The 18,501-nt window shown below is 37.4% G+C and carries 22 protein-coding genes and 1 riboswitch; of the genes, 5 read left to right on the top strand and 17 right to left on the bottom strand.

What is annotated here, in order from left to right; translation table 11 throughout:
- Positions 1–11: 11 nt before the first annotated feature.
- The 6 genes from L8T27_RS03480 to L8T27_RS03455 form a co-directional block, all read right to left on the bottom strand.
- Positions 12–3,269 carry a hypothetical protein gene (locus L8T27_RS03480; RefSeq protein WP_237940753.1) on the bottom strand — a complete coding sequence of 1,086 codons (3,258 nt, stop codon included), beginning with the start codon at positions 3,267–3,269 and terminating at the stop codon, positions 12–14.
- Positions 3,266–4,618: a glycosyltransferase family 2 protein gene (locus tag L8T27_RS03475; protein WP_233317396.1), complete on the bottom strand. Its 1,353-nt coding sequence runs from the start codon at positions 4,616–4,618 to the stop codon at positions 3,266–3,268. The genes L8T27_RS03480 and L8T27_RS03475 overlap by 4 nt, the downstream gene beginning before the upstream one ends.
- A gap of 61 nt (positions 4,619–4,679) precedes the next feature.
- On the bottom strand, positions 4,680–5,729 hold the full coding sequence (locus tag L8T27_RS03470; protein WP_233317358.1) for a HEAT repeat domain-containing protein: 1,050 nt from the start codon (positions 5,727–5,729) through the stop codon (positions 4,680–4,682).
- A 1-nt stretch (position 5,730) separates the two neighbouring features.
- Complete coding sequence (locus L8T27_RS03465) at positions 5,731–7,308, bottom strand: GGDEF domain-containing response regulator (RefSeq protein WP_237940752.1); 1,578 nt, start codon at positions 7,306–7,308, stop codon at positions 5,731–5,733.
- 138 nt (positions 7,309–7,446) lie between these two features.
- Positions 7,447–7,530: riboswitch (cyclic di-GMP riboswitch) on the bottom strand.
- A 234-nt stretch (positions 7,531–7,764) separates the two neighbouring features.
- Entirely contained in the window at positions 7,765–8,577 is an 813-nt protein-coding gene (proC, locus tag L8T27_RS03460) for a pyrroline-5-carboxylate reductase (protein WP_233317360.1), read from the bottom strand.
- Between the two features lie 235 nt (positions 8,578–8,812).
- Positions 8,813–9,040 carry a helix-turn-helix transcriptional regulator gene (locus L8T27_RS03455; RefSeq protein WP_233317361.1) on the bottom strand — a complete coding sequence of 76 codons (228 nt, stop codon included), beginning with the start codon at positions 9,038–9,040 and terminating at the stop codon, positions 8,813–8,815.
- 173 nt (positions 9,041–9,213) lie between these two features.
- Here L8T27_RS03455 and L8T27_RS03450 point away from each other — a divergent pair, with 173 nt between their 5' ends.
- On the top strand, positions 9,214–9,597 hold the full coding sequence (locus L8T27_RS03450; RefSeq protein ID WP_233317362.1) for a helix-turn-helix domain-containing protein: 384 nt from the start codon (positions 9,214–9,216) through the stop codon (positions 9,595–9,597).
- 107 nt (positions 9,598–9,704) lie between these two features.
- On the opposite strand, the gene L8T27_RS03445 is transcribed toward L8T27_RS03450, so the two are convergent.
- From L8T27_RS03445 to L8T27_RS03425, 5 genes are all read right to left on the bottom strand, one after another.
- Positions 9,705–10,151: a DUF6376 family protein gene (locus L8T27_RS03445; protein WP_233317363.1), complete on the bottom strand. Its 447-nt coding sequence runs from the start codon at positions 10,149–10,151 to the stop codon at positions 9,705–9,707.
- 380 nt (positions 10,152–10,531) lie between these two features.
- A complete protein-coding gene (locus L8T27_RS03440; protein ID WP_237940751.1) occupies positions 10,532–11,443 on the bottom strand; it encodes a phosphotransferase in 912 nt (303 codons plus the stop codon).
- 70 nt (positions 11,444–11,513) lie between these two features.
- Positions 11,514–11,990: a VOC family protein gene (locus L8T27_RS03435; RefSeq protein ID WP_237940750.1), complete on the bottom strand. Its 477-nt coding sequence runs from the start codon at positions 11,988–11,990 to the stop codon at positions 11,514–11,516.
- Between the two features lie 103 nt (positions 11,991–12,093).
- Positions 12,094–12,489, bottom strand: coding sequence for a YbaN family protein (locus L8T27_RS03430; protein WP_233317366.1), 396 nt, complete (start codon positions 12,487–12,489; stop codon positions 12,094–12,096).
- 155 nt (positions 12,490–12,644) lie between these two features.
- Entirely contained in the window at positions 12,645–13,232 is a 588-nt protein-coding gene (locus L8T27_RS03425) for a hypothetical protein (protein WP_237940749.1), read from the bottom strand.
- Between the two features lie 153 nt (positions 13,233–13,385).
- Here L8T27_RS03425 and L8T27_RS03420 point away from each other — a divergent pair, with 153 nt between their 5' ends.
- Positions 13,386–13,625, top strand: a complete 240-nt coding sequence (locus L8T27_RS03420; protein ID WP_233317368.1) for a hypothetical protein — start codon at positions 13,386–13,388, stop codon at positions 13,623–13,625.
- Between the two features lie 517 nt (positions 13,626–14,142).
- On the opposite strand, the gene L8T27_RS03415 is transcribed toward L8T27_RS03420, so the two are convergent.
- From L8T27_RS03415 to L8T27_RS03400, 4 genes are all read right to left on the bottom strand, one after another.
- Complete coding sequence (locus tag L8T27_RS03415; RefSeq protein WP_233317369.1) at positions 14,143–14,436, bottom strand: spore coat protein; 294 nt, start codon at positions 14,434–14,436, stop codon at positions 14,143–14,145.
- A gap of 16 nt (positions 14,437–14,452) precedes the next feature.
- Positions 14,453–14,647 carry a spore coat protein gene (locus L8T27_RS03410; RefSeq protein WP_233317370.1) on the bottom strand — a complete coding sequence of 65 codons (195 nt, stop codon included), beginning with the start codon at positions 14,645–14,647 and terminating at the stop codon, positions 14,453–14,455.
- A gap of 92 nt (positions 14,648–14,739) precedes the next feature.
- Positions 14,740–15,387 carry a FusB/FusC family EF-G-binding protein gene (locus L8T27_RS03405; RefSeq protein ID WP_237940747.1) on the bottom strand — a complete coding sequence of 216 codons (648 nt, stop codon included), beginning with the start codon at positions 15,385–15,387 and terminating at the stop codon, positions 14,740–14,742.
- A 109-nt stretch (positions 15,388–15,496) separates the two neighbouring features.
- Complete coding sequence (locus tag L8T27_RS03400; protein WP_233317372.1) at positions 15,497–15,769, bottom strand: CD3324 family protein; 273 nt, start codon at positions 15,767–15,769, stop codon at positions 15,497–15,499.
- Between the two features lie 316 nt (positions 15,770–16,085).
- Between L8T27_RS03400 and L8T27_RS03395 the strand changes: the two genes are divergently transcribed.
- Positions 16,086–16,700 (top strand): cupin domain-containing protein, encoded by a 615-nt coding sequence (locus L8T27_RS03395; protein ID WP_233317373.1) that lies wholly within the window; start codon positions 16,086–16,088, stop codon positions 16,698–16,700.
- 62 nt (positions 16,701–16,762) lie between these two features.
- On the opposite strand, the gene L8T27_RS03390 is transcribed toward L8T27_RS03395, so the two are convergent.
- Positions 16,763–17,029, bottom strand: a complete 267-nt coding sequence (locus tag L8T27_RS03390) for a DUF896 domain-containing protein (protein WP_233317374.1) — start codon at positions 17,027–17,029, stop codon at positions 16,763–16,765.
- Between the two features lie 272 nt (positions 17,030–17,301).
- Here L8T27_RS03390 and L8T27_RS03385 point away from each other — a divergent pair, with 272 nt between their 5' ends.
- Both L8T27_RS03385 and L8T27_RS03380 read left to right on the top strand, forming a co-directional pair.
- Positions 17,302–17,679, top strand: coding sequence for a hypothetical protein (locus L8T27_RS03385; RefSeq protein ID WP_233317375.1), 378 nt, complete (start codon positions 17,302–17,304; stop codon positions 17,677–17,679).
- A gap of 44 nt (positions 17,680–17,723) precedes the next feature.
- Entirely contained in the window at positions 17,724–17,870 is a 147-nt protein-coding gene (locus L8T27_RS03380) for a hypothetical protein (protein ID WP_233317376.1), read from the top strand.
- A gap of 96 nt (positions 17,871–17,966) precedes the next feature.
- On the opposite strand, the gene L8T27_RS03375 is transcribed toward L8T27_RS03380, so the two are convergent.
- Positions 17,967–18,488, bottom strand: a complete 522-nt coding sequence (locus tag L8T27_RS03375) for a uridine kinase family protein (RefSeq protein ID WP_237942234.1) — start codon at positions 18,486–18,488, stop codon at positions 17,967–17,969.
- Positions 18,489–18,501 lie beyond the last annotated feature (13 nt).

The following is an 18,501-nucleotide window of genomic DNA, read 5'->3' as shown; positions in this document are numbered from 1 at the left end:
TTTCTCTCTCCCTAATTCCCTATTTTGGAGAAGGCCTCTTGCAGTATATAATAGGATTTTTTTAATCGTTCATGATAGGCTGGTTCTTCCCAGCTTTCCCATTCAAACAGTTTAGTGTCTTCTTGATGAATAGTGTTGTCACTGCCTCTTTCAGGCAATGTTTGCACAATCTTTTTATCTTTTTCCATTACAACCGCAAAATAAATGCCGTCAATGGTTTCGCTGCCTTCCATGCCCTTTTTCCATAAGTCTGCCAATACTTCCTTCTGACTTGGGTCTTTCACATTTAATAAAGCCCACGGCAGGCGAAGCTCGATTGTTTTCTTATCTTTACTTACACTAATATCGGCCAGACTATTGAAATCTTTACTTTCCGGATTGCCGTTTCCGTATAATAATTTTCCTGTTTCATAGGAGTTAAACGGAATTTTTTCCCCTTGTATTTCCAGCTCTTTATTAAGCGCAAGTCTGATTGGATGATACACACCGTTGTTCTTTTTACTTGCATAGCTTTCTTTTTTTATCATATTCAGCAAGTGCCCATAGTGGAAATAATAAGAATCATAGTAGCTGTCAATCAGGATATGCGAATCATTCTGTTCCCCAATCTTAACAGCAAAATCGACACCAAAATCTGTGTTCACTTTTTCCTTGCCATCAAGAACTGTGCTCATTTGCCCTTGATCTGCAAGTGTATCTAATAGAAGATATGTGTGATCAACGTTTAAGTCAACCGGCTCCTTATAAGTGAATTTAAAGCTGATTTGCTGTTCATCAGACGTGACACTCACATCTTGAATATCATTTTCTTCCTTATTATCAGCATTAGCAGTAGTATACAGTGGCGACACATTCAGCTTTTCCCAATCCTCTGTGCTGCCATCAATATAGATGGTTGGCTCATATTTACCAGGATCAAAGCTTAACAGACCGAAATGCTGCTCATTTGTCTGGATATTGGACCAAAACGGTCTTCTGTTCGGATTATCATAATCCATCGTGTTCCATGTTCGCTTAAACCATTCATCCTGCCATGTAAACACAAGTCCGCCTGCATACTTCTCATCAAGAATCATCTGATACAGACTCGCATCCATATTTCCTTGTTCTTCTTCTGAAATAAAGCCTTGATTCATGCCATTAACGTTCTCATGAGTTTTGCCCCTAGATGCTGGCACTCCGAACTCTGCAACTAACACTGGCATATTATGAACCTTTCGCAATTGATTTAAATAGGCTGCATAATTGCTTTGCTCGCCTTGTTTATTCTTATATGTCGAATAGCCTTTTTCATAGTTCAAGAAATCTGGATAATACGGATAAACATGATAAGCCGCAAATAGGCCAGCATGAAAATCATCTGTTTTAGTTATATGGTTGGGATCAACAACCGCCTTATCTTCATCCTCACTCGGCTCTGCAGGATGGTCAAGCAAGTCTGTTGTCACCCAGTTCGTAAAGCTCATCGTATGCTGCCACTTATATTGCTTAGCTTCATAATCTGCTGCATAGTCCATTAACTTTGCAACCCAAATCTCAAACGGAGATGCAGCTTTTGTCTCGAAATAAGTGCCTTTGTATTGTCCTAAGCCACTGTGTTCTTCATCGGTATGATTAACAACATCAGGGTCCCACTCTGTTCCAAGCATAAATCCTAGCACATATTTGGAAACATCATACTCATACTTTCCTGAAGCATGCCCAGCCCTTTTTGGCAAATCAGCATTTCCATGAATAATGTCAATCATGTTTTTAATTTCTAACTGCGCATCTGCTACTACTTCTTCTGAATAAGCATCCTGCTTTTCTGTAAGAACATCTTCATTCACCCAAGAACCGTGGATAAGATACAGAGGCTCTTTTGCACTTTGATTATATTCATACAAGGCTTGATAAAAACCTGGTGGATGAAGCGTGTACACCCTGATTGTATTAGCATGCATCGCACCGATTTCTTTGAACCAGCGGTAATATTCATCTTTTGTAATGGATGTTTCACCTGGAAAGGAGCCTGGTTTTGAAATCCCCATATTTACCCCTTTAATAATGAGATTTTCCCATTTCCCATCCTTTTGAACTTGAATATATTCAGCATTTGTCCGACTGTTCGTTACCATTCCGTCAGCCTTTACTGTCTCTATAGTACTGCCTTCTGTATTATTATTGTGAAGTCCATCCTTCAGCAGGTTTTTCATAAGCGGCACATAAGTATTCCAGTAAAAGGAATTTCTGTATGTGACATATTTCTTCCATAAATCAAAGCCGACTGTTTGATATAAACTTGGAACTTCTGCTTCATCAGCATAATCTCCTGCAAAATAATAGGAAGTGTATTGTGTATTGGCATTTTGCACGATTGCCGGGAAAGTGCTTGGAATTCCGTAACCTTCCAGCTTTTCTTTACCAGTCTCTGAAACTGGAAGCTTATATTGGGCCAGCACCTCTTTTTGATCTTTTGCTGCGATAATATCAAACCAGTAATCATAAGTGGATGTCAGCTCTTCCTTTAAGACAGATTGACCTTTTTCGGTAGTGGAAAATGCGACACCACTGTCTGTTAAGTCCTTGTTATTTAAGACGACAATATAATCATCCTTATTAATCAGTACAAGTCCAGAGCCTGTAAAGCTCCATTCCTTGCCGTTCTGGTTTTTATAGTTATCCTTTACCCAAACAGGTACCTCATCACCATCTAAATCGTCGAAATGCCTGCCGATCCAGCCGCTCCACGATACATTAAGCAGATTGGTGATTTTCTCCCTTGCCTCATCACTTGTAGGACTTGCAAACGTATTAAATTCAGCAATAAGTGTTTTATTGTCTGATTGGAAAAGAGCATTCTCTATTTTTTCTACATCCTCTATTTCCAATCCGCCATATAATTTATCCGATCTCTCCCCAAGATTATTGCTTCCATAAAATTCTTCTTCATAGACTCCATACTGATCTGTCAAATACAAAACATCATAATCACTTAAATCATCAGGGAGTTCGCTGATTTTATAGCTGTTGTCTCCGCTCGGTTTAAAGCCTTTATAATCACTTTGACTGAAGTATTTGTCTTTGTTAGCCTTCACATATTTCTGATTGTTTAATATATAAACAAGGCCGTTATGCTCCCTGTATGTCTTATCAGGAACAGTCTTATCCATAATCAGCACATTCAGTTCCTTTGTCCCTTTAAACTGCCAGAGCCAAAAAGGACTTAATAGTACCGCAAGCCCAATCATGACAAACAGAAAAAAAAGCAATGTATTCCTTCTTTTCATTTAGATACTCCTTTACGACTCATGTCCCCCCAAGATTTTTCACCTTTAATGAGCTGCCAAATCCCTTCACAGCGCCAAAATACTGTCATCGGCCTGTACCATAAAGATTCTGTCAGGGAAAAGAAAAACAGCTTCAATAAATGGGACACTTTTGGATACTTGCGAAGACTCCATTCCTCGAGCAAGACTGCTGCCATTGAAAAAATCGATCCATAAATACAAGAAAGCAAAAATATAAGAATCGCAAATTCCAAATAAATCCCGCCAAAGAAAATCGCGATTACTGTATATAGATATCCTAATATTTCTACGATTGGACCTAAAAACTCTATCAGCCAAAAATAAGGGAAGGAAATCATTCCGATGCTTCCATACTTCGGATTAAATGTCAGCTTGCGATGATTCCAAAGGCTTTCAAACAATCCCCTATGCCATCTTCTTCTCTGTCTCCTCAGGAACTTTATATCCTCTGGAACCTCTGTCCAGCAGACAGGATCAGGCACATAGACAATTCTTTTATTGACCTTAGACTCCTTTATAATTCGGTGAATACGGACAACAAGCTCCATATCCTCCCCTACTGTATTTGTTTGGTAACCTCCAGCCTTAATCACCCATTGCTTCGAAAATACACCAAAGGCACCTGATATGATTAACAGCAGGTTATGCCTGCTAAGCCCAATGCGGCCCATTAAAAATGCTCTTAAATATTCAATAATCTGCATAATAACAAGGGGATGGTTCGATAAACCGATCTCCAATATATTTCCGTCCTTGATCTTACAGCCATTTGCAATTCGGATGCTTCCTCCTGAAGCAACTACCTCCTCATTGCTGTCCATAATCGGCTTCATAACTTTCAGGAAAGCATCACTTTCTAAAACCGAATCTCCGTCCAATGAGCATATATAAGGATAGTTCGAAAAGTTCAAGCCGACATTTAAAGCATCAGCCTTTCCGCCATTATCTTTATCGATAAGAAATAGTCTCGGCAAGAGCTTTGACTGGTAGATAGCCTTAATTGGCTTCGTCTCCACCTGTTTGCGGACTACCTTTTGAACCTCTTCCATATCATAATACTCAATCATTTTTTGCAAAGTTTGATCCTTAGAGCCATCATTTACAACAATGATTTCATATTGCGGATAATCAATGCTCAATAAGGAGCGGACACTCGGAATAATTCCTGCTTCTTCATTATATGCAGGCACAATTATCGAAACAGGCTTTGTATACAGACCGTCAGCAATATCCTCAAAAGACTGCTTTCTATTAAGCTGATATTCTCGTCTAAGCTGCATCATTGATACGATAAGAATAGCTGTGTAAAACGTGATGATAATAATCATATATATAGAAATAAAACCGCCAAAAAACAATACCGCATTTTTCCACCATTCTAAAACCAACTTAATTAGCTCCTTTTAAAATTCCTTTATTGACCCACTCCCAGGCCATATCCCGAGCAAAGGCATCTTTTGAATGCTGAAGCACCTCTTCAAGCACTTTTGTACCATCTTTATATTTCATAATTGATTCTGCCGCCTGAGATCTTACAAACCATGACTGATCATGCAGCAGTTCCTTTAATAGCTTCAAGGCTGTTTCTTGTTTGGCAAAGCCAAGCAGTCTTGCCGCCATCATTCTTTCCTGCCACACACTTGATTGGCATAAAGGAAAATAGTTATCAATATTAGGAACAATCCCTATGTTCGAAATTGCTTTTAAGCTTCTCAGCCTCAGCTCTCCCTCATAGGTTTGAAAAACATTTTCTAAAAAAGTAATATGCTCCAAATCCTTTTTAACACCCATCACATCGAGAATTGCCAGTTTTAGCTCTTCCACACATTCATCAAACCGGGCAATCATCTCTTCAAAAATTGGTGCTTCCAGTCTTGTTAATATGCTTCGATAATCCTTTTCTGCTAAGTATTCCTGCTTATTAATCAGCATAAAAATATCGGTATATTGAAAAGAAGCAAGGATGCGGTAAATCTGGATTTTTTCCTCTTTCGACCGCTTCTTTTCCTGTTCAGCCAACTTAATTAATTCCTCTTTCAGCTCCACCAGCTGAAAGCTCTCAATATGATACAGTGTGTTCATACGAGTGCTCCATTTCCTTGCATTTACATTTTTTCGGTAATAACCTGTCAGATTAGCTGCTGCAAGAATTCTTAAGCTTTGTCTTTCCTGATCTCCCTCGAGTATGTCTGAATACTTTGTAAGGAGCTCCTCAAGTGCTTCCTTCTCTATGTTTGAATCAGCAGAGAAGGACAGCTCATAGCTTCTGTCCTGTAAGAACAGGAAGACATCCTGGGCTATTTTTTCCTTTAAATCATTTATTTGCTGCCGCCTGTTGTTTTCAAGAAGCTTCCTTGCTATTAAGTAAGCAAGGAGGATTAGCAAAATACTGATGGAACCAACTGCAACAACAACTAATAACATAATTTCCTTTGCCACTTTAAACCATCCTTTTAATGAGGCGGACAATCCTTGCCTGAAGTTCTGTCAGACTGAAAGGCTTTGTTACATAATCATCCGCTCCCAGCTTCAATGCTTCCGCAATATCATTTTCACTCTTTCTGCCTGTCAGCATAAGCACATTAACATTGTTACGGTACTGAGATTTTTTCACGATTTGCAGTATCTCCAGACCATCCATGACTGGCATGATGCCGTCAAGAACTAGGAAATGAATGCCGTTTTGTGCGAGCCTGTCAGAATCAAGGAATTGCATCCCATCTTCATAGGCTTTTACATCAAGGGTAATATTATCAAGCTCCAAAGAACTGAAAATATTAATTAAGATGGAGCGAATCAGTGTATCATCATCAACAATGGATACATTCAAAAGCTTTGTTGCTTTTGAAATAATGCGTTTATTAGCTGTTTCAACCCTCGCCCTGCCATTCTCCTTAGCCAAATATAAAGCTTCATCTGCTGTTTTTATTGCTGCCTGCAAACCAATCTCTGTATTTTCAATTCGATACACTCCTGCTGAAAATGTGAGACTAAAGGTTTTCTCTCCGTCTGTAAATTCAACTTGTGAGAACTTATCAAGCATGCGCTCCAATACGTCTTTTATTTCCGTCTCTGTCGCTCTCTGGAACAGAATAACAAATTCCTCCCCGCCATAACGGAACAGTGTATCTGTACTTCTAATACTCTTTTTCAGAAATTGAGCGAACTCCATCAGCACCTTGTCACCGACAATATGCCCGTATGTATCATTAACTCGTTTAAAATAATCGATATCAATCACAGCGATTGTTCCATTTGCATTCAGCCTTCCCATATCACTGATAAAACGATTGTACGAATCTTTAAGAAATTTGCGGTTATAAACTTGGGTTAATTCGTCTATCAAAACCGATTGATCAAATATCTTTTTCCTTTCGAGATGGCGTTCCACACGAATTAAAAATTCTTCCACATCAATCGGTTTCTCCATGAAATCATCTGCGCCATTTCTATATGCTTCAATTCTTGAGTCTCTGTCTGTTTTAATGCTGCACATAATTTTCGGAATAAATGCCCGGTTTGTATGATTTTGGATAACACTGAGCACATCGTAACCAGATTGATCCTGAAGGTTGATATCAATGATGATGCAATCAGGATGCATATTATAATACTGCTCAATTGCCTTATCCGCTGTCGTGTTTGCAATAACCATCCAGCCCTTGCTTTCGAGCTTATCCTTCAGGAAAATAAGCAAAGAAATATCATCATCAATAATTTGAATAAGCGGTGCGTCCCCTTCACGTAAAGCAGGAGGCTTGCCAATTTCTTCATGGAAATGCTCATATTCATAACTGATTTCCATCAGCCCGCTCAAGAAATCCCTTAGTTCCTGAATGGACCATGAGTCTTTTCTATTCTCTACCTTTGCCAACAGCTCTGAAGCAATACCGTAAAGCATATCAAGCTCCAACGTGCCAGACGTCCCTTTGATTGAATGCAAAAACCTGTATACATCTCTGTTTTCAATCAATGTTATCTCGTTATTATCAAACCAGCTTGTAAGCTGATCCTTCATTTTCTTAAGTAATATTCCTTTGTATTTATCAAAAATCCACACCTCTTTAAAAATATTCCCTTACGCATTCTCCTGTTATCTCTATATTTTTATCTGGTTAGCTTTCCCCTCAAAAGCAAAAAAAAACCAGCCCAACTCATGAATAAAGGCCGGTTGCACTAATCGCTCCAAACAGCTTAAGTGCCCAAATAAAAGCTGTTTTTCTTCGCGGTCCAAATGGTCTATTATGTTCATAAATAAGCTAGTAATATTGGTATTGTTGATAATGATTAATGTTTATTATACAGAATGAGATTCTAACTTTAAAGGCTGAAATATGGAAAATATTAAGGAATAATGACCTATTTTTTATACGAAAAAATGCCAAGAAGTTAGTAAAGACTCACCACCTTGGCATTTCTAATTAAATGTTCGTCCAGAAGAACAACATATTACCTATTCCGAACGACCTGACATTTATTTTTTCTGCAATTCTTTATTTTTTTCGGTGCATCTGTCCATTGCAGCCATAACTGCTCCCCTGAACTGCATTTGCTCTAGCGTAGCTATCGCTTCAATGGTTGTTCCCCCAGGTGTGCATACCTCATCTTTCAAGATGCCAGGATGCTTGCCTGTTTCCAGCACCATTTTTGCAGCCCCTAATAAAGCCTGGGCCGCGAGCTTGTAGGATGTATCTCGCGGAATTCCGCTTCTGACACCGCCGTCTGCCAATGCTTCAATAAAAAGGAAGGCATATGCTGGCGATGAACCGCTAATAGCTGGAATAGCATCCATCAAGCGCTCCTCCATTACCTCTACCTTGCCGAAGGAAGAGAACAAGTCAACAATATACTGTACTTCTTCTTCCGTGACATTGCCATTCGGGCAAACAACACTCATTCCTTCTCCTACAAGAGATGGTGTGTTTGGCATTGTTCTAATAATCTTGCTTTCACTTGATAATTGCTCTTCCATATAAGCAAGATCAACACCAGCTGCAATCGTCACGATGATAGCATTCTCCTGTATAGATTCCTTGATTTCCTGTAATACCTCTGTATATAAATATGGCTTCACCGCAAGAACGACAATATCTCCATACGATGCTGCAATCTTATTATCAATTGTTGTTTTGATCTCATATTGTTTAGATATCATTTCCGACGTAGCAGCCGTTTTTGCACTTGCAATTAAATCCTCATGTCTTGTAAATCCTGACTTTAGCATACCGCCAAAAATAGCCTGCGCCATTTTGCCGCTGCCAATGAAACTAATCTTCTTATTATTCATGTTTACGAACCGTCCTCCTCTATTTATACTCTATACTTTTACACAGTAAAGAGAGAAAATCAATCCCATTCGGAAAATTGTGATAAGAAGAGGAAAGGTGGCTATTTAATGATGATATTATGCAAGTAAATGGTTCAAAAATGCACAGATTCATGCAATAATAAAATAAACGAGCTCGATAAATAAAAAAAAAACATATTTCCACCAAAGAAAGTCTACTAACCTGTCATAAGCTTTAGTCATCACTTGCTAGACGGCTTACATGATTGTTCTCTGGAAGAAATATGTCATCTGGTTTTCTATGAAATATTTTAGCTATTCTTATCGCATTCTCATACGATAAACCTCTTTTGCCATTCTCTATTTGCCAATAGTAGGACTTCGTGATGCCTAGTTTGCTGGCCATTTGCTGATAAGTATAGCCATGCTCCTTTCTAACATACCGCAATTTAAGTCTAGTCAACCCTCTCACCTCTTTCTTAGTCGAAACCGTTATCTTTATCTCTATTATACGTAAACCTAAGGTTAACTTCAATCTTTTACTATCTTTTTAGTTAACTTATTTTTGAACATTTACTGTTAGCAATAAGTTAACTTATAATAGAACCATCATATGGAAATGGAGGGGAGAATAATTTGAGTTTTTCTGAAAGATTAAGAGCTTTAAGAAAATCGGCTAATATATCACAGCAAACTTTAGGGGATGCAATGAACGTGACAAAAGTGTCCATTTCTGGATACGAGACCGGCAATCGCAAACCAGACACAGAGACACTCCAAAAACTCGCTGATTTTTTTGATGTCAGCACAGATTACCTTCTAGGAAGATCTGCCGTTATGGAAACAGCTTCGCGATACGGCAGCGATAACCGCTTGGCAGTAGCTGTAGAAGATTATAATATAATTACCGCCATTCAAAGACACCCTGCCCTCCATAAAGCACTTCAGGAAGAACCAGCAAAAGTGGCCGGCCAACTATACCGCTTTTGGTCGTTTATGCAGGAAGAAAAAAAACAATAGCCCTCAGAAGAAGTTGGAGTTCCCTCTTTATCCCTCAAAATATTTATCCTTTTCTCTCTAACAAAAAAGAAGAAGAGGTGCAGTCGCTCGACTGCACCTCTTTCATTTTATTCATTACCAAGCTTTTGGATATTTTCATAAATATTTTGTATATCCTGCAGCGAGTTTAGCAACTCGCTATTCTGAAGGAATTCTGGCTGGAAGGTACCATCTTCAATTGCTTTTGTATATTCTTCAATTTGAGTTTGGATTTTTTCATTTTGCTCACTAATTTGTCCATGCAAATCTTCCATCACTTGCGGCACTTCCACTTGATTGAACTCACTGATTTGTTTTTCAAAATCAGTTAATGTGCTTTCCAGCTGTTCAACTGTTTCCGGATTTGTAACTGCTTCCTGCGCCTTAGCCGGAAGGTCTTCTGCGAACGCCGCTGCTTCATTAGCATACTCTGTTGCTTCATTAACATAATTAATAGTATTTTTCGTCTCTTCCACTGGTGAGCATCCTGCTGCTACCAACAGCATGATCGGGAGAGCCAGCAATAATTTTTTCATAAAAATCACTCCTTATTTTTTTCCTTTTCTTTTTTCCCATTCTTTCTTTAACAAAGGTAAGCCTTTTTTCTTAAGAATTTTCACTCCTTCTTTTTGGAGATAATTTTTCATAAGTTTTTTTAGCGTCGACATGCAGACCCGCCTCCTTCCCTAACCATCGTTTTGTTTGGAGCAGTTAAAAAGGCACAGCAAAAAGACCTCACCAAATAAATGGCAAAGGTCTCACAAACAACATATGTTGCCAATAAAGCCGAGGTCTGCTGACCTGTATTGACGACTTTATTGTACAGTTACTCCCCTTTTGACAAAAGGTTACTTTCATTCAATTATTAGCTTAATTATATAATATTTCTGCGTTACCAGTCAAATAAGGCAAGGTTTTAGGATGAGCTCAATGCGATAGCAAGGCTTGTTTTTGCTTCTTCATATAATAATAGTTCCTTCTTATCTAAAGCATATGCGAGCAGTAACACAAGTGTATACACAGCCTTAAATCTGGCAAGCTCCAATGTGACACTGTCTGTTTTGCCATAGACAGCATAAAAAGCCTCCCTTTCTTCTGCTGGTATAAGACTGTAAACAATCGCTAAGTCAACTGCCCTGTGGCCAATATGGACATCGCCCCAATCGATAATGGCTGTCAGCTCCTTACCTTCGTTTACAAGCATATTACCTAAATGTAGATCACCATGCACTAGCACATGCTCACATGGGACTTCAATATGCTCTATTCCTTGGCAATAGTCTCTCGCCTTTTCAAAAACTTGACTGTTATCAAGCAGACACAAAGCCTCGAGTTTTTCCATCATTCCAGCTTTCCGTTTCCCTATGTCCAGACGGCCCAGTTTATCATATGGAACTGGCACTCCCTTTAAATCCTTGATAGAAATAGAATGTAGTGCCTTTAAAAACGCTGCTAGTGGCCCGATGAGCTTAGTTCGGTTTTCCTGTGTTAATTTATGCGGCATTTTGCCCTCAAGATAGCTGTAACCTAAGAAGGACCATCTGTAGTCTTGCGACTTTTGTCCGAAAAAAACCGGCACTGGTATTTTTATCGGCAATAATTGCTGTATTTTTGGCAGCAGGACAGCCTCTGTTTCCATTAGCTCTCCCGCGATTTCCCTGCGTGGAAATCGAAAGACATATATGTCATTCACTGCATATATCGTATTGTCGAAGCCTTCACCTATTTCCTTAATGCTTTGGATAGATAACTCAGGAAACTGTTTATTAATTAAAGCCATTGCCAGCTCTTTTTCAACCACAACCTCAGGAGCCCAAATATTCCCCATTTTTTCACCTCAAAAGATATCGCCTTAGAAATTCTTGTACTATTAGTTTATTGTATAATCCACTAAATATCTAATCTTTGTTACCATACATCAATTCCGTACTATAGGAATAAAGTTCAATAATATTCCCAAATGGATCTTCACAATAAACTAAATAATACGGCTTGCCTGCCCAAGTATTCCACATACTGCTCCTGATCTTTCCGCCGCTCTTTTGTATTTCAGCAGCCTTTTCCTTTACATTATCAGCAATAATACAAAGGTGAAAAAAGCCAGCTTCCTGAATATCTCTTTCCCTTTTTATTGTTTTCGGCACCTGGAACTCAAACAGTTCTATCCCAACTTGGTTTTCTCCTATTAAATGAGCATTGCGCATTTTTTTTATATGGTTTCCGAGCAAGTCATTTGTCATATTATAAGCATCCTCTTTCTCCTGCTGAAAGGAATACGGACCGGCTATCAGCTTAAAATTTAGAACCTTTTCATACCAATCAATCGCTTTATCTAAATCTGTTACAGCTAGGCCGATATGGGTAATTACAGCCATTATTATCTCCCCTTTTTTACAAGTATTTATTTCTATTTATTCCCATACGATTATTGTTAAAACAAAAAAGAGCTGGAATCTTACTCTTCTCAGCTCTTAACATCTATTTTTTTATGATGATATCCTTCGGTTCAACTGTCTTAGTTTTAATAATAAACATAGAGATTAATTGGACAATTGCAATGCAGCCGAGAATAATGCGCATATACATATGCGGAGCGAAATAAGCACTTATCCCAATACAGATATAGCAGGTGACCAGTATTTTTATTTTTTGTTTCTTCGTCAACTCACCTTTTTTAAACCCTTTTACATATTCCTCATAAAATCTTGTTGAGCGGAAATAGGCGTTAAGCCGTTCTGAGCTTCGTGTATAGAAAAAGGAAGTCAACAGCAGAAATGGAGTTGTCGGAAGTAAAGGGAGAAAGATGCCGACAAGGCCAATCCCTAAAAAAACGGTACCTAATACAATATAAATCCATTTATATAATTGCTTCAATTTCTTCTCTTTAACTCCTTTCAAATAGCTTACAGAATTATGCAAGACAGCTTTCTACCTCTATACCCTTATTATAGTGCAGGCATAGCCTTGTCTTAACTGTTCTTTTTTAATGTATACGAAAATTTCACATTTATGTGGATAAATAAGGAAATTCAAAAGCGGTAGCTTTTCTTTTTCTTTTTATCACGCAAGTACTGAAAAAACTTTACCAGCAATACAGCTGTGACAAACTGTAAATAATCAAATACAAATACAAACCAAATATTCATCCACTTATACATCTGAAGATAATCAATTGCCTGAGCAAAGCCACCAAGCACAATGCCTGTCCCAATGCTTGCGAATAATCCGCCAATATACAAATTTTTCTTTCTGTTTATACAATATTGATATGTCAGCATAAATGTGACGGGAATAAAGGAAGTGTTGATAGACAAGTTAATATTCATCAATGGCATCAGCGGATAAGGATGAGTCACGAGGCCCTTTACAACTGCAATAGAATCTAAATAGTTCATCATAGCATGTATCGCAAAACCAAAAAATAAAATTTGAAAAATCCATTGCCGATCAAGCCATATGAGTAATACAATAAGCGGTCCTACTAAAAAGACAATATTCAGCCAAAAATGCCAATCCTGAAAATCAGCGAACTTACTCCAGTACTCTGTATGAAATGCATCCGCCTTGTTTGTCATTTCCCTCATTTTATCAACCATCTGCTGTTGCTCAAGCTTCATCTATACCACCTGCAATTATACTTTTTGTCATTAACATCCCCAATCTCCACCTAAATACACCCTTAGAAGGAAGATAATTGCTATAATATAGATTTTCTGTCACAATTAAGGCACAGTTATTTCCATTTCCTTATTTAGAATGGAGGCAATAAGATGAAACAAATCCATGAGACACAAATGGATGAAACAAACTATATTAATACTGTTAATAACGATGAGATATTTGTTCCTTATGAATTAAAGGAAGCACAGAGAGCTACTGGTGATCGTTTTCCTGTGAAAGATTATGATGTAAGCACGTTTCCAAAGCCTGTTCGGTATGCTGGCTATTTGCTCGGCTCCTTTCTAGCAGCTATGCTTGTTTTTGTCCTTGTTTCTTTTTGGTTACAGTAAAGAAGTAATAGACCTTTCTTCTCCATGTGAAGTGAGTTTCTAAAGAGAAATAAAGGATTTTACAATATGAATAATACTCCATTCAAAAAGGCCTCTGATGAATTTCGTCATCAGAGGCTTTAAAATTCAGCTTCAATTGGTAGATTCTTCATCTACCTTTTTTAATGTAACAGGAGTATCCTCTCTCTGATTATTCTCTACATCAGTCTTGTTAGATATTCGCAATGCAGACGGTGAACCGATTGAATCAATACAGTGGGACCAAAAAACAAAGGCAGGAATAGAAGTTCCAATTAAACTCTCAAAGGGAGATAGAATTTATACACTATATGGTTGGCGAGGAACTGCCTGAAGGAACTTATGATTTCATTTTGGACGACAGCTCGGTCCCTCTTGATATTTTTAGGATAGATATAATCTTCGACATATTTCTACATTTATCCATATACAGCAATCAATTTTAACAATTAAAAAGACCCATGTCTGCTCCAATGCAGTCATGGGTCTTTCCATATTTTTAATTCACTAGTTCCAGTGATTTTTCTATTTTTTCTTTATCATGCTCAAGCTGTTTATTTACATCATGGGCATAATACATACCATTTTTCATCATATAATTGGCAATCTTCGCATGGTTATCAATTGCTTCATCTAGCTGCTTTTTTAATACTTCCCGTACTTCCGGCGAAGCAGTTTCTGTTAAGGCCACGGCATACGTTCTGACAGTTGATTTAGCTGAAACCAGCAGCTCTGTTGCAATCAATTCATCACGCATTTTTCCTGCAGTTTTTAATTTATCAACTATACCCATTCTAATCACCTTCCCTTTATTTTGATAAGATAGCTTGCAGCTCCTTAATTGCTTTCTCAGAACTGGACACATCATTGCTCAAAATCATTTTTAAGGTGTCATCCTCCACAAGGGATTGCAATGCATAAGATTTCACGAGACAGCTTTGTTTCAAAGTAAGCACTTCATGTAATTCTAGCGTTTCATGTACTGCTAATTTTTCTGAAGCCATGTTTACTCCTCCTCCCTCATCCTGTCTTATATATTTGATATAACCGGAAGGAGCTGAGCATAAACTATTTTCCCATAAATATATTTACTGTTTTATGCTCTTAACGATTCGTGAAGGAAAGCGGTCAAGTATTCGGCACTTGTGATTTTTTGATTGCAAACCATGCTGTCTGTGCAAACAAAATTACCAATAGCCTTGTAGTAATCTGGATTTTTAGATTTTTTGGCTTTAGTGATAGTAGAGAAGTAGGAAATCTCCCCAAAACAATTACAAAAGGAGCAAAGATTTTTTTTATTAGTTGGTATAAATCTTCCTTCTATACCGACCAGCTTTCCATCTAACTCATAAACAATAAATTTTTTATTCGATCGTAAATCATTCCAGCTTAAATATGTTAGTCGGCTATAGTCTATTTTAGATAAATCAGGCAGCTTTAACTTTTTCTGCTTTGGAAACATTTTTTTCAGCTCCTGCTCTTGCACAGTTGGAAATGCTAATAAGCAGGCTGAAAGCTGCTCAATATATCGGTCAAACTCTTTGTCTGTCTTTAATTTGGAAAGATTAAGCATGCTTTGTTGTTCTAATGAAGCACTCGGAAAAAGGCTGTGAATTTTGCTGTTGGCTACATCAACTACAGCAGCTAAAACCTTTGCTGGGACATTTTTTTTCATACTGTCATTAATTAAAGCAACCTGGTTTTTTATAAAGTTCAGCTGTTCATTATTAATAAACGGTTCCATTTATGTTCACTCCATTTCTTTTGTTTATTTTATAGAAAAAAGCAGAATTCTAAAATGGAAAGAATAACTTAGAAGCATTTGTTACATAAAAAAACACTGATGAAAATCATCAGTGCCGTTTATTTGAGTAAACAATTTTCTTAATCGTTTCAGTGGAAAGATAATATGCCTCGGCCAGTTGAGCAATACTGCTGCCATTCCTAAACGAGTTTTTTATTTCAGCATTGCGGCGGTCAAAATGTTGCCTTCCTCCGCTTGAACTTCCCCATTTTTGATACTCAGTTTCCTGTTTAGGTATATATAATGTTTCCCCCTGAACATATTTTTGGATCTCTAAGAGAAGCTTTTCAGGTAAAACTTTGTTCGCATTCGTATATTTCATTTGTGCTCCACCCCTTATTGATATTGAAAAAATAAGGTGCAAAGCCATAATATTAGAAAAGCGTGTTAAGCGATATAATTAAATGTTTCGCCCCATGCAAAGAATCGCCTTCCCAATAACAGGCTTTGCATGAGTGGATGAAGTACTAGATAATTTTTTATGATTATCCATATGTAAGCACCTCCCTTTAAACCTTATTATAACGGATTTCAATAGGCGTTTGGTTTGTTTCTGTTTTTTTAATTCGGACAATCACCATTTATCTTCACTGCACATATCTTTACAGTAGCCTTTTTTTGCAGAGGAGGTAGTAGAAATGGGAAAGTCAGGACTTGTCCCTGATAATACAAATATTAAGAAAACAAGCGGAACTCCTAATCTCTTTTTTGATTCAAAAAATAATGTGGAGTACGAAAAAAACCAAGATAATATTATTTATAAAGTAACTTCCACCCAGCTGCCTGCTATGGTTGGCGGTGCTTTTGCAGATGTTTATCTTTCAAAGGGAAATATTCGCGAACCACATTGGCATCCAAATGCTTGGGAGCTGGATGTTATCATTTCTGGTGAAGCACAAATTTCCATTGTTGATCCAGATACTAATAAACTCCATACCTATAATGCTAAACCAGGTCAGGTTGTGTTTATTCCAATGGGCTGGTGGCATTGGATTACTGCAGCTTCTGAAAATTTGCATATGCATCTCTTCTTTAACAATGACCAATTTGAAACAGCATTAGGATCAAATATGTTACGGCTTACCCCGCCAGAGGTTTATGAACTATCCTATGGAGTTAATGCTGAAAAAATAGAAGATGTTTTAAGTCCTATTAAAGAGGCTGTTGAAATTGGCCCACCTAAACTGGAGAGAACCAAACAAAAACAAGAAGAAATTGTTATCAATATTAGCGGCAAGAATGTAAAATTATAAACTAAAAAAATGTTAATATAGATACCACTAATAAAACAGCTGCCTGCTGGCAGCTGTTTACTTTAGTTTGAATATATTCTGCCAATTGTCTGCTCATTACTGATTGCCACTTTGTTTTGTGCTTGCACTTCTTTTAATTTTTCTGGTGTTACATCATTTCCTAATGGATCTATAATCGTTGTATTTAAAAGAATGCTGTCCATAGAGCCACGAAACGTTTTAATGTATTCATTAATAAGTCCTTGGCGTTCGTTTGTTTCTTCTTGTGTTAAATTCCTTGTTTTAGAGATTTTAGCTAATTCATTTATTCTATTCAAAGTTTCTCGCATTTTTTTAACCTCCAGATTTGATGTATTAATGTTAGTTTAACATTTATCTCGAATTCGAGATAAAATACAAAAAATAAAGTATTCTTATTTGGTTACATTTTTATATTATCTCGAATTCAAGATAATATTATAATACAAATAATGTTTTGTCAATATATTCCTTCAATTAAATTATGACTCCCTTTGTACAAACCATCCATACTAAAGTCGAAAGTTAATGATCAAACTATGAGAGGAAACATTTTGAAGGTCTGTAAGAAGGGGGATTATAAATGAAAGAAGAAAATACGGTCGTAGACCTGCACTTGAAAAAAGAAATAGAGGAGGAACTAGACTCCTTAAAGTTCACGAAAAACTTCCGCTCTGCTACTGCTGAAGAATGGTATTTATTTATGAAAAACTATGCTGATCCTAATACTGGCGGAGCTGCAGGAAAAGCCATTATTCATTATAACTTATACGGAAATAAAGAAATATTTATTAATACAACTATTATTTTTGATGATGATAAACTCTTTAACAATGAGCTTCACCCACTTGTGTATGCAATCGCAGACGAAGTAATCAACAGGCTTGTGGGTTATGCTGACACCTTATTATCAGTTCACGCAGGAGCAAACTCTTATCATGCGGAATATAAATCCAATTAATAATCTAAGGAGGAAATCACATAATAAAAACGGAGGTGAAAGAAATGAAAACAAAGGATGATTTCTCTGAAGGTGCTAAAATCACTGATAAAGCTCATACATATGGGCCGCCAAATGGAGGTACTGCAAATTCCCATTCTCCACAGTCTGTTCCGAATACAGAAGCAGCTAAAACAGGCAAACAGAAGTAATAGCCTTTCATAGCAAAAAAGACCTTGGTGATTTTTCACTAAGGTTCTTTTGCAATATTTACATAGCGTTAGCATGCTTGTCTGCATTACTGTTATTTACTTAAAACCCTTAACCACAATATCCGCTCTTTCCATCGGCTGATGGTGCTTAACATATAAATCTTCTGCAACCATCCAATTATTCTCCCATAACTGTCTAGCCTCTTCACCATCTCTATTAAGTCCTCGTCTTAACCTGATTTCACGGGGACAATCAACCCAGATAGTTAAATCATATATATTGGCTAGTTCCTTGCGAATGGAATAAACTCCCTCTATGATGACAATGCCACCGACGGGCACGTTATGCCACTCTGCCAAACTATCTGTCTCCCAGTCGTATCGTTGATAAGCTCCTTCTATGTTTCGACTAACAGGTATAAGGATATTAATTAATACACGTTTCCAATCAAAGTCGGCACCAATTGGCTTATTAGCAGGTTGTGCTTTGATTATTTGTGAGGATGGTAAATAAAAATCATCCATATGTACAACTGTTACAGACGAACAAGCTTCCTTCATCAAGTTTGCAAAGGTAGTTTTTCCTGATCCTCCACAACCGTCTATTCCTATTAACATTGTGGATTGTTTT

The sequence above is a fragment of the Niallia sp. Man26 genome, assembly GCF_022049065.2.
In the GTDB taxonomy this organism is placed as follows: domain Bacteria; phylum Bacillota; class Bacilli; order Bacillales; family Cytobacillaceae; genus Niallia.
The sequence above is the reverse complement of the archived record's forward strand: the minus strand, read 5'-3'. Positions and strand labels throughout refer to the sequence as shown.